The 11,332-nt window shown below is 71.5% G+C and carries 12 protein-coding genes; 6 read left to right on the forward strand and 6 right to left on the reverse strand.

Annotated features, from left to right (window positions below; all coding sequences use genetic code 11):
* Nucleotides 1–45: 45 nt before the first annotated feature.
* The 3 genes from FBY23_RS11120 (at nt 46) to FBY23_RS11130 (ending at nt 3,991) form a co-directional block, all read left to right on the forward strand.
* Entirely contained in the window at nt 46–1,161 is a 1,116-nt protein-coding gene (locus FBY23_RS11120) for an NADP-dependent malic enzyme (protein ID WP_260806574.1), read from the forward strand.
* A 21-nt stretch (nt 1,162–1,182) separates the two neighbouring features.
* Nucleotides 1,183–2,157, forward strand: a complete 975-nt coding sequence (locus tag FBY23_RS11125; RefSeq protein ID WP_141798202.1) for a zinc-binding dehydrogenase — start codon at nt 1,183–1,185, stop codon at nt 2,155–2,157.
* Nucleotides 2,158–2,506: 349 nt separating this feature from the next.
* The gene (locus tag FBY23_RS11130; protein ID WP_141798203.1) at nt 2,507–3,991 is read left to right on the forward strand and encodes a DHA2 family efflux MFS transporter permease subunit; all 1,485 of its coding nucleotides are present in this window, start codon (nt 2,507–2,509) and stop codon (nt 3,989–3,991) included.
* Nucleotides 3,992–4,044: 53 nt separating this feature from the next.
* Here the strand turns inward: FBY23_RS11130 and FBY23_RS11135 are convergent, their stop codons facing one another.
* The 3 genes from FBY23_RS11135 to FBY23_RS11145 form a co-directional block, all read right to left on the reverse strand.
* A complete protein-coding gene (locus FBY23_RS11135; RefSeq protein WP_141798204.1) occupies nt 4,045–5,109 on the reverse strand; it encodes an alpha/beta fold hydrolase in 1,065 nt (354 codons plus the stop codon).
* 83 nt (nt 5,110–5,192) lie between these two features.
* The gene (locus tag FBY23_RS11140; RefSeq protein WP_141798205.1) at nt 5,193–5,798 is read right to left on the reverse strand and encodes a hypothetical protein; all 606 of its coding nucleotides are present in this window, start codon (nt 5,796–5,798) and stop codon (nt 5,193–5,195) included.
* Between the two features lie 67 nt (nt 5,799–5,865).
* Nucleotides 5,866–6,492: a TetR family transcriptional regulator gene (locus tag FBY23_RS11145; protein WP_141798206.1), complete on the reverse strand. Its 627-nt coding sequence runs from the start codon at nt 6,490–6,492 to the stop codon at nt 5,866–5,868.
* A 129-nt stretch (nt 6,493–6,621) separates the two neighbouring features.
* Between FBY23_RS11145 and FBY23_RS11150 the strand changes: the two genes are divergently transcribed.
* Genes FBY23_RS11150 through FBY23_RS11160 form a run of 3 tightly spaced genes read left to right on the forward strand, consistent with a single transcriptional unit; the run spans nt 6,622 to nt 9,257 of the window.
* A complete protein-coding gene (locus tag FBY23_RS11150) occupies nt 6,622–7,800 on the forward strand; it encodes a ferredoxin reductase (RefSeq protein WP_141798207.1) in 1,179 nt (392 codons plus the stop codon).
* A 10-nt stretch (nt 7,801–7,810) separates the two neighbouring features.
* Entirely contained in the window at nt 7,811–8,956 is a 1,146-nt protein-coding gene (locus tag FBY23_RS11155) for a fatty acid desaturase (RefSeq protein WP_141798208.1), read from the forward strand.
* A 25-nt stretch (nt 8,957–8,981) separates the two neighbouring features.
* A complete protein-coding gene (locus tag FBY23_RS11160) occupies nt 8,982–9,257 on the forward strand; it encodes a hypothetical protein (RefSeq protein WP_141798209.1) in 276 nt (91 codons plus the stop codon).
* 83 nt (nt 9,258–9,340) lie between these two features.
* Here FBY23_RS11160 and FBY23_RS11165 read toward each other — a convergent pair whose 3' ends face one another.
* Genes FBY23_RS11165 through FBY23_RS11175 form a run of 3 tightly spaced genes read right to left on the reverse strand, consistent with a single transcriptional unit; the run spans nt 9,341 to nt 11,329 of the window.
* Nucleotides 9,341–9,982: an acetoacetate decarboxylase family protein gene (locus tag FBY23_RS11165; RefSeq protein ID WP_141798210.1), complete on the reverse strand. Its 642-nt coding sequence runs from the start codon at nt 9,980–9,982 to the stop codon at nt 9,341–9,343.
* A complete protein-coding gene (locus FBY23_RS11170) occupies nt 9,979–10,647 on the reverse strand; it encodes a hypothetical protein (RefSeq protein WP_141798211.1) in 669 nt (222 codons plus the stop codon). Before FBY23_RS11170 ends, FBY23_RS11165 begins: the two co-directional genes overlap by 4 nt.
* 10 nt (nt 10,648–10,657) lie before the next feature.
* Complete coding sequence (locus FBY23_RS11175; RefSeq protein WP_141798212.1) at nt 10,658–11,329, reverse strand: TetR/AcrR family transcriptional regulator; 672 nt, start codon at nt 11,327–11,329, stop codon at nt 10,658–10,660.
* Between the last annotated feature and the right edge of the window lie 3 nt (nt 11,330–11,332).

Raw genomic sequence — 11,332 nt, forward strand, 5'->3', positions numbered from 1 at the left:
CCGCGCGCGGGTGAGCCGGTCTTCGATCTGCACCTCGGCGGGAAGATGGCGACCGTACCCACGGCCGATGTCAGCACCCGCGACCAGCTCTCGCTGGCCTACACCCCCGGTGTGGCCGAGGTGTGCGAGGCCATCGCCGCCGACCCCGGCCTGACCCGCCACTACACGTGGGTCCCCAACACCGTCGCGATCGTCACCGACGGCACCGCCGTGCTGGGCCTGGGCGACATCGGCCCGGCCGCCGCGATGCCGGTGATGGAGGGCAAGGCGGTGCTGTTCAAGCAGTTCGGCGGCGTCGACGGCATCCCGATCTGCCTGGCGACCACCGACGTCGAGGAGATCATCGAGACCGTCGTCCGGCTCGCGCCGAGCTTCGGCGGCATCAACCTCGAGGACATCTCGGCCCCGCGCTGCTTCGAGATCGAGGACCGCCTCAAGGAGGCCCTCGACATCCCCGTCTTCCACGACGACCAGCACGGCACCGCCGTGGTGACCCTGGCCGCGCTCGTCAACGCGCTCAAGCTGACCGGCCGGACCCCGGAGTCGACCCGCGTGGTCATCTCGGGCGCCGGCGCCGCCGGCGTGGCGATCGCGAAGATCCTGCTCGCGGCCGGCATCAAGGACATCGCGGTCACCGACCGCAAGGGCGTCGTGAGCTCGGACCGCACCGACCTGACCTCGGCCAAGAAGGCGCTCGCCGAGCTCACCGCCGACCAGTGTGGCCGCCGCGGCACGCTCGCCGAGGCCTTCGACGGCGCCGACGTCTACATCGGCGTCTCCGGCGGCACCGTGCCCGAGGAGGTCGTGGCCACGATGGCCGACGACGCGATCATCTTCGCGATGGCCAACCCGAACCCGGAGGTCCACCCCGACGTGGCGCACCGCCACGCGCGGGTCGTCGCCACCGGTCGATCGGACTTCCCCAACCAGATCAACAACGTGCTGGCCTTCCCGGGCATCTTCCGGGGCGCCTTCGACGTGCACGCCAGCGCGATCACCGAGGGCATGAAGGTCGCCGCGGCCGACGCGCTCGCCGCGCTGGTCGGCGACGACCTGTCCGAGGACCTGGTCATCCCCTCGCCGTTCGACCCGCGGGTCGGCCCCGCGGTCGCCGCCGCTGTGGCGGACGCCGCACGACGAGACGGTGTCGCTCGGATCTGATCGGCCACTAGCGTCGGGGTCATGTTCGCCGTCTACGCCGACTCCTTCGCCAACTCGTCCGACGACCCGCTGACCGGTCTCGTGCTCGGGGAGCGCCCCGACCCGGTCGCGCCCGACGGCTGGACCACGGTCACCGTCAAGGCCGCCTCACTGAACCACCACGACCTCTGGTCGCTGCGCGGGGTGGGGCTGAAGGCCGAGGCGCTGCCGATGATCCTGGGCTGCGACGCCGCCGGGTACGACGAGGACGGCAACGAGGTCGTCGTGCACGCGGTCGTCTCCGACCCCGACTGGACCGGCGACGAGACCTTCGACCCGCGGCGCTCGCTTCTCTCCGAGCGGCACCAGGGCACCTTCGCCGACAAGGTGATCGTGCCGCGGCGCAACGTGGTGCCGAAGCCCGCGTCCATGTCCTTCGAGGAGGCGGCCTGCCTGCCGACGGCCTGGCTGACGGCGTACCGGATGCTCTTCACGCAGGGCGCGCTCAAGGCGGGCGACACCGTGCTCGTGCAAGGTGCCGGCGGCGGCGTCGCCACCGCCCTCATCGCGCTCGCGCGGGCCGGCGGCCTGCGCGTGCTCGCGACCAGCCGCGACGAGGCCAAGCGGGCAAAGGCGCTCGAGCTCGGCGCGCACGAGGTCTTCGAGTCCGGCGCGCGGCTGCCGGTGAAGGTCGACGCCGTCATGGAGACCGTCGGCCGCGCGACCTGGTCGCACTCGATCCGCGCGCTGCGCCCGGGCGGCCGCATCGTCATCTCGGGCACCACCTCCGGTCCCGACCTCGACGACGCCGAGCTGACCCGGATCTTCTTCCTCCAGCTGTCGGTGATCGGCTCGACGATGGGCACCCGCGGCGAGCTCGCCGGGCTGGTCAACCTGCTCGACAGCACCGGTGTGCGTCCGGTCATCGACCGGGTGCTGCCGATGACGGAGGCCCGCGACGGGTTCGCGGCGATGGCTGCCGGAGACGTCTTCGGGAAGATCGTCTTCACCCGCTGACGGGAGTTTCACCGGCCGACCGGTGAAACTCGCGCTTGGACGAGGAAGCTTCATCGTCCAAGCGCCGGTTTCGTCGTCCAGGCTCGCCAGTTTCACCGGCCGACCGGTGAAACTTGTGACTGGTGGGGTTTGGTGAGGCGTTTTTAACCAGTGGCGGGAATGACTGTCGGTGCTGGACGATTGACTCCTGTCAGCGCCCCGACGGTGCGGCCGATGAATTTTCTCGGCTCGCCATGTCGATCTGGTGACGGCCGGTTCGTCGTACTTGTGAAGCGACGGCCAGCCCGAACCGCCCGGCGTCATGGGGTCGGCCACCGCCAAACCCTGCCACCAACCGATAGGACCTGTCATGACTGCGCCCTCCGGACCCGCTGAGACCGGCGACCTCGCCGCCTTCGAGCAGGAGTTCACGAGCGCCCCGGCGACCCCGGGGCGGACTCCGCTCGTCATCAAGCTGCTGGTCGCGGCGACCTTCGTCGTGATCCTCAACGAGACCACCCTCGTCAACGCGGTCCCGCGGTTGATGACCGACTTCAAGATCACCGAGACCACCGCCCAGTGGTCGCTGACCGTGTTCATGCTGACCATGGCCGCGGTGATCCCGGTGACGGGCTGGTTCCTGCAGCGGGTGACCACGCGCACGGCGTACGCCACCGCGATGCTGACCTTCAGCGTCGGCACCCTCGTCGCCGCGCTCGCGCCGACGTTCGGTGTGCTGCTGGTCGGCCGCGTCGTCCAGGCCGGCGGTACGGCGGTCATGATGCCGCTGCTGATGACCACCCTGATGACGGTCGTCGCCGCCGAGGACCGCGGTCGCGTGATGGGCCAGGTCACCCTCGCGATGTCCTGCGCCCCGGCGCTCGGTCCGGCGGTGTCCGGCGTGCTGCTCCACTTCGGCTCGTGGCGGCTGATCTTCGCGGTCGTCCTCCCGATCGCCGTGCTGGTCGGCTTCTTCGGCCTGCGCCAGCTCGAGAACGTCGGCGAGACCAACCGCAGCCCGATCAGCTGGCTGAGCGTGGTGCTCGCGGCCGGTGGCTTCAGCACCTTCGTGTTCGGCCTGAGCAAGGTCGGCAACGCCGACTGGCCCGAGCCGGCGCTGCTCATCGGTGCGGGCGTCGTGCTGATCGCGGCCTTCGCCGGCTATCAGCTGTTCCTGCAGCGCTCGGACCGGCCGCTGATGGACCTGCGCACCCTGAAGGTCCGCAACTTCACGGTGTCGCTGATCCTGATGTCGGCCGGCTTCATGGCGTTCCTCGGCTCGATGCTGCTGCTGCCGCTCTACCTGCAGAACCTGCGCGGCCTCAGCGAGCTGCAGACCGGCCTGCTGGTCATGCCCGGTGGCCTGACCATGGGCCTGCTCGGCCCGCAGGTCGGCAAGGTCTTCGACCGCATCGGCGCCCGGCCGCTGGTCATCCCCGGCTCGGTCGTCATGGTGGCGCTGCTGTTCGGGCTGAGCCGGATCGGCGTCGACACGCCGTACGCCGTGCTCGTCGCGCTGCACGTCGCGCTGATGGCCAGCCTGGCGACCATCTTCACGCCGGTGTTCACCATCGGCCTGGGCGACCTGGCGCCGCAGCTGTACTCACACGGCAGCTCGCTGCTCGGCACGCTCCAGCAGGTCGCCGGCGCCATCGGCACCGCGCTGCTGGTCGTGATCATGACCAACCGCACCGAGAGCCTCGCGGAGTCGGGCAGCTCGCCGGCCGACGCCTTCATGGGCGGCCTGCAGTGGGCGTTCTTCGCGGGTGCCGTGATCGGCCTCGTGGTGATCGCGATGTCGCTGCTGCTGCCGGCGAAGGCCGACGCGCCGGCCGGTGCCCACGGCGGGCACTGACCGATCGTCGTACGACCGGCCCGGCCCCCTCGGGGACCGGGCCGGTCGGCGTCTCAGGGCCTGTCGAGGAAGGCGTCGAGCAGCGGCCAGCTGATCTCGGCGGCCTTCGGGCCGGCGACGAGGCCGAGGTGACTGAGGCCGTCGGCGGCGGCGTACCGGGCGCCCGGCACGACGTCCGTCCCGGCCCGCACGGCCGGGCCGTCGGCGATGTTGTCACTCTCGCTGCCGACGAACAGCACCGGCGTGCGCACGTCGGCCAGCCGGACCTCGCGCTTGCGGCTGAGCCGCACGGTGCCGGAGGCCAGCTCGTTGCGGACCATCAGCCGGGTGTGGATCTGGTGGTAGGCCCGTCCCGGGTAGCCGGGCATCTCGCCGATGAAGCCGTCGATGGCACCGGTGCGCGCGAGCGCCTCGGTGTCGAGGATGTTCTTGGCCAGGTGCACGGCCTTGGTCAGCTCGCGCCTGGGCGCCATCGCCCGGTAGCTCGCCCGGACCAGGTGCCGCGGCACACCGCCGAGGGCGGCGGTGGGCGCGGTGACGGCGCGGGTGCCGAGCAGGCGATCCGCGACGACCAGCGGCTGGACGGCCGGGATCTGCGTGTAGTCGATCGGGGTGCCGAAGGCGGTCAGCGACGCGATCGGCAGGTCGGGGTGAGCGGCGGCGGTGAGCAGGCTCATCGTGCCGCCGAGCGACCAGCCGACCAGGTCGACGCCGTCGGCCTCGTCGCCGCCGGCCGCGTGGTCGGCGAGCACGGCGTGGATGGCGGTCGGGAGGATGTCGTCGACCCAGGCCTCGAAGCCCATGCCGCGGTCGGCGAAGGTGATCCGCCCGTAGTCGACCAGGTACGTCGCCCGGCCGGCCTCCAGCAGGTGGCCGGCCAGGCTCTGGCCGGGACGCAGGTCGAAGCAGCGGGCCGAGACGGCCAGCGGCGGGACGAGGAGCACCGGGCGTGGGACCCGGGCGGCGGTGGTCCGGTCGTAGCGCACCAGCCGCCGGTGCGGGGCGTCGGACAGCACGGTGGCCGGCAGGCCGTCGTACTGCTCGACGCCGTCGCCGAGGGGCGAGATCGCCCAGGCGTTGCGGGCGGCGGTGCTCAGGAGGTCAGCTGCGGTCGGCACCGCGACATGGTCGCTGCCACGCGCACCGGCCGTCCACCGAACGTGACGAGCGTGACGCTCGCCGTGGACCGCTCAGTCGGAGCTCACCAGCAGGGCACGATGTCCTGCGCGCCCGCGACACCGTCGAAGACCTCCATCATGGTGCTGCGCATGGTGCGGACCTGCGGGTCGGCCCACGCCATCGTGGTGTCGGCCGGCCCACCGTTGCCGGCGACGGTCACCTTGCGGGCGGTGACGTGGAAGACCACGCGGTGCGCGTTGGTGCCGGGGAAGCAGGCCGAGGCACGCTGCTTCGCCTGCGCGCTCGCCTGGTCGATGCCGGTGCCGGCGGCGACGCCCTTGTAGCGCATGGCCACGATCGCCTGGAAGCCCGACGGGTGCGGCGACGCGGCCTCCCAGGTGCCGGTGATGCCGATGGACAGGCCGCGGGTCCGGCTCGACGGGACCACGAAGACGGCCTTGCCGTCGCGCACGGTGCGGGTCTTGCTCGCCCACCAGCTGTGGCGCAGGCCCTGCTGGACGAAGACCTGGCAGCCCTCGCAGTCGGCGACCTTGACGACCACCCGGGTGCGGGCGGGTGCTGCGGCGTCCGAGGGCGGGGGCGCGGCGAGGAAGGTGGCGAGCAGGCCGGCCACGAGGGCGAGGACGGCGGCGATGGCGGGGGCGGTACGGCGGCCCGAGACGGACATGCGGCTTCTCCTGGAGATCGGGGGACGGTCCATCACCTAGACGGACGCGGGTACCTGCGGGGTTGCATCAGCTGGTTCGGGAACGCCAGTTGCGCGCGCCGACCAGCATCATCCGCAGCTGGGTGCGCGCGGCCTCGGCGACCCGCTGCTCGGCGACCGAGCCCGGCGCGGTGCCGAGCAGTCGCTCGGCGGTGGTGACCATCGAGCCGACGATCAGCTCGGAGAGCACCTCGAGGTCGCGCTCGGTCCAGGTGTCGGTGCCGGGCAGGTGGGCGATGTCGGTGGCCAGCTCACGCTCGGCGAGCTCGATGCCGCGGGCGATCGCGTCGCGGACCCCGGCCGGGCCGGCGAACCGCTCGCGGGCGATGAAGCCGTAGTGGGCGTGGTCCTGGCGCACCTGCTCGACGAGGACCGCCACGGAGCCGTCGATGATCGTCCCGGCGTCCTCGCCTGCGGTGTGCCGAAGCTCGCGCAGCAGGGCACGCAGGGTGTCGAGCGACTCCTCGACCAGCGCGAGCCCGAGGTGCTCGATCGAGGGGAAGTGCCGGTAGAACGCGGTCGGCACGATGCCGACCTCCTTGGCGACCTGGCGCAGGGACAGTGCGACGAGCGCGGAGTCCTCGGACAGGGTCAGCGCCGCGTCGAGGATGGCACGGCGGGTCCGCTCCTTCTGCTCGACACGGGTCTGGGCCATGGAGCCACTCTACGTGAGTGAACATGTGTGCACTGTCACGTGGTCGGGTCGTTGACCATCGCGGGACGGACGAGAGAGAGTTTCGGAGTACGGATGTACACCGAATTTTCCGCCAACGAAGGAGGCGCGATGTCCGCGCTCATCTCCCCGCCGGCTCCTGGCGGCGCGGGTCACCTGGTCGGGCGGCTGCTGCGCTCGCGGCTCGCCGCCGCGCTGGCCACCCCGCACGGCGTCGACCGGTACCTCGAGCGGTTCAACCCGATGTGGGCGGCGCACGAAGTGCGCGCCCGCGTCGTCTCGGTCCACCGCGAGACCAGCGGGACCGACTCCGCCCCGGTCGCCACCCTGACCCTGCAGCCCACCAGCACCTGGCGCGGCCATCGCGCCGGCCAGCATGTACTCGTCGGCGTCGAGCTGCCCGGCCCAGAAGGTCGAGGGAAGCGGCACACCCGCGCGTTCTCCATCTCCTCGGCCGCCTCGGCGCCGGGGGAGCAGTTCACGCTCACGATCCGCGCGCACGACGAGGGCCAGGTGTCGTCGTACCTGGTCCGCGAGGCGCAGCCCGGCACCCTGCTCCACCTGAGCCAGGCCCAGGGCGAGTTCACCCTCGTCGAGAGCCCGGCGACGCCGACGATCAGCCGGCTGCTCTTCATCACCGGCGGCTCCGGCATCACCCCGGCGATGTCGATGGTCCGCACCCTCCTGCGCGACGGGTACGACGGCCACGCGGGTCGCCGGGTGACCTTCCTGCACTTCGCACGCAGCCCCGAGGACCAGATCTTCGCCGACGAGCTCGCCGAGATCGCCGCCGCCGACAACGGCGTCGACGTCCACCTGCGCTATGCCGACCAGCTGTTCAGCGAGTTCGAGCTGCGCCGCCTGGTGCCCGACTACCGCGACACCGACACCTGGCTGTGCGGCCCGGCCGGCCTGGTCGAGCTGGTCAAGGACGCCTACACCGACCCGGAATCGTCGGGGGGCGAGCTCTCGCCGCGGCTGCGGATGGAGTTCTTCAAGCCCGCCGTCGCCCGGGCTGCCGCACCGGGCGGCGAGATCGAGGGCGAGGTGTCCTTCACCCGCTCCGGCGCGACGACCGCCGCCACCGGCGCCAGCCTGCTCGAGCAGGCCGAGGAGCTGGGCCTGAAGCCCGAGTTCGGTTGCCGGATGGGCATCTGCTTCTCCTGCACCCGCACCAAGTCCGCCGGCACCGTCCGCAACGTCCTCACCGGCGAGGAGTCCTCCCTGCCGGACGAGGAGATCCGCATCTGCGTCACCGCCGCTGCCGGTGACTGCCACATCGACCTCTGAGGAGAGTCCCATGAGCACCGACACCCTGAGCACCCCCGTGGCCGACGAGAAGTACCACGGCCTGACCGCCGACCAGATCGAGCAGCTGGGCGCCGAGCTCGACGCCCTGCGCCAGCGCGTGCTCGCCGACCTCGGCGAGGCGGACGCGGCGTACCTGCGCAAGGTCGTCACGACCCAGCGCAAGATGGAGATCGCCGGTCGCGCGCTGTTTTACCTGCCCGTGATCGGCTGGCTGCCCGCCGTCGCCTGCCTGAGCGTGTCGAAGATCCTCGACAACATGGAGATCGGGCACAACGTGATGCACGGTCAGTACGACTTCCTGGGCGACCCGGCCTTCAACTCCCGGATGTTCGACTGGGACACCGTGTGCCCCGGCGAGCAGTGGAAGTACAGCCACAACTACATCCACCACACGTTCACGAACATCGTCGGCAAGGACCGCGACGTGGGCTACGGCATCCTGCGGATGGACCCCGAGCAGAAGTGGCACCCCTACTACCTCGGCAACCCGCTCTACGCGTTCTTGTTGATGACCTTCTTCGAGTGGGGCGTCGCCCTGCACGACCTCGAGGTCGAGAACATCGTCTCCGGCAAGCGGAAGATGGCCGACAACAAGCCGCTCTACCCGGGCCTGATGCGCAAGATCCGGCGCCAGGCGCTCAAGGACTACGTGCTGTTCCCCGCGCTGACCGGACCGCTGTTCCCGCTCACCTTCGCCGGCAACGCCGTGGCCAACCTGGTCCGCAACGTGTGGGCGTTCAACATCATCTTCTGCGGGCACTTCCCGGCCGGCGTCGCATCGTTCTCCGAGGAGGAGACCGCGAACGAGACCCGCGGCCACTGGTACCTGCGCCAGATGCTCGGCTCGGCCAACATCAAGGGCAGCAAGCTGATGCACCTGATGAGCGGCAACCTGTCTCACCAGATCGAGCACCACCTGTTCCCGGACCTGCCGGCCCGCCGGTACCCGGAGATGGCCGTCGAGGTCCAGGAGATCTGCGAGCGCTACGGCCTGCCGTACAACACCGGTCGCCTGCACCAGCAGCTGTGGAGCGTCTTCAAGAAGATCTGCCGCTACTCGCTGCCGGGCGGGGACGCGAAGGTCGCTCCGGTCCGCGGCCCCGAGGCCGTGACCGAGGACTCGTTGGCAGCCTGAGGCCCGGCGAGGGAGACTGACGCCCATGAGCGACGGACGCGACCACCTCAGCAAGGCCGAGATCACCAAGGACGCGCTCCAGGCGGGCGCCGAGGCCGCGGCCCAGACCGTCGGCGAGGTCGCGAGCATCGTGACCCGCGCTGTCGGCGAGGTCGCCGCGGCCGTCGGCGGCTTCGCGACCGAGATCTTCGAGATCAAGGACTCCTCGCAGCGCGCGCTCGCCGAGCACGGCACGACGACGCCGGGGCTGCCGGAGGCGTCGGGGCTGCCGGAGTCGTCGGAGGTCGCCGACGCCGATTAGGCACCGCGATTGGGCAGAGACCGCATGTCCGAGCCCCGAAATGTTGCGGTTTGGGACCAAACCGCAACGCCAGGCGTTCCAGTTCAGTCGAACGCGAGCCGGAACCCGGCCATCCGGAACGACCCCAGCTGACGGGCCTCTCGCATGAACCCGAGAGGCCCGTCAGCGGCGAAGGACCACCGGCCGCGGCACGGCAGGGCCTTGGCGGTGCCCTTCATCACGACGTTCGCGGTCTCGGGATGCTCGGGGATGCCGGGCTGCTCGACCAGGCCGGTGAACGGCACCCGGATCGCGGCGCGGGACACGTCGGTGAAGCTCGCCTCGACGATCGGGCGCCGCTCGACGGTGGCCGTCCAGTCGGTCGAGGTGACCGGTCCCCGGAAGGACGTGTCCAGGTCGAAGTCGCACAGCTCCTTGGGGATCGCCCACAGCGCGCGGCCGCCGGCCTGCGAGGCGGGGGAGTCGACCCAGATGTCGGTGATCGTGACCGCGCCCTTGCCAGCACTGTTCGGGCGTCGGTCGCTGGCGCTCCCCGCCGGCTTCGCCTTGACGGTCCTGGCGAGCAGCAGCTCGTGGTACGTCAGCGGGCTCGGCTCCTCGTAGGAGACCAGCGCGACGCCGTACGTCCCGGCCGGGTGGTGCGCGTCGACGTCGCGGCCGAGGCGGAACACCGAGAGCCACAGGGACCCGTGCATGTGCCACGGGGCCGGGGGATAGGAAGTCACGACTCGTCCTCCAGGAACAGCTGGGCGGTGTGCTCGAGCTCGGCCTCCATCGCGGCCGGCAGGTCGTCGGTCAGCTCGTCGGCCATCGGGCTCTCCTCGCGCGGCCCGAGCCCGGCGGCGGCCTTCTCGACCGCGGCGCCGACGTCGATGGTCGTGGCTTGGCGGACGTAGGGCTTCTCGAGCTCCTTGGCGACGTACTTGGCCACGAACCGCCGCAGCTCGCCCTCGACGTTGGCGGCCTTGCTGGTCAACGAGGCGCGCAGCCCCTGCGCCTTGAGCCGTACGACGACCTGTGCGGCGGGCGGCGGCGTCACCTCGAGGGCGATGGCAAGGTCGGCGCGCCCGTGGGCGGTGATCACCAGCGGCACCGTGATCTCGGCGTCGAAGTTCTGCTTGTCCATGCCCAGGTCGATGCTGAACTTCAGCGTCACCGGCAGGTCCACGTGGAAGGACACCGGGTCGGCGCCGACGCGCTCGCCGGTCGCCGTACCGATGGTGCCCTGGGCCGTCACCTTGGCGATCCGGCCGGGACCGACGCCCAGCGGGCCGACGTCGATGGGGCGGCCCGCCAGCACGTTGACGCCGTTCAGCACCCGCTCGGTGGTGACGGCGGTGGCGAAGAACCGCTCGCCCCAGGCCGCGTAGTCGATCAGCTCCTCGCTCACGCGGGTGACACTAGCGGTGCGCACGCCCCTGCGGGCCGGTCGCCAGTCCGCGGCTGACCATGTCGAGGGTGCGCGCGATGGCGATGTCCTGCTCCGCCGGGCCCAGCTCGGACATCGGGCCGTCGATGAGCAGCATCGCCAGCCCGTGCACGGCGGCCCACGGGCCGGCCTCGGCGTCGGGGCGGTCGGCGGGGTCCAGGTAGCCGACGGCGACGAGCTGGTCGAGCATCTCCCCGAGCAGCAGGTACGGCGCCGGCTCGCCCATCCCGTCCTGGCCGCCCTTGCCGCCCTTGCCGCCCTTGCCGCCCTGGTCGCGCAGTCCGCCGGTGAAGCAGGTCCGGAAGACGCCCGGCTCCTCGATCGCGAACCGGATGTAGCCGCGCCCGGTCGAGCGCAGCCGCTCGACGGCCCGCGCGACCGGGTCGCCGTCGGTCGGGACCTGGGCGAGGTAGTCGGCCATCGCGGCGACCATCCCGTCCATCGCGAGCGCGCGGGCGGCCTCGAGCAGGTCGGCCTGGTTCTCGAAGTGCCGGTACGCAGCGGTCGGGGTCACGCCGACCTCGCGGGCGGCGCCGCGGATGGTCACGGCGTCCGGGCCGCCGCTCGCGGCGAGATGGGCCGCCGCCCGGGCGAGGGCGTTGCGCAGGTCGCCGTGGTGGTAGCTCCGCTTCGAGGTCGTCACGGA

Source organism: Nocardioides sp. SLBN-35 (assembly GCF_006715725.1).
Taxonomy (GTDB): domain Bacteria; phylum Actinomycetota; class Actinomycetes; order Propionibacteriales; family Nocardioidaceae; genus Nocardioides.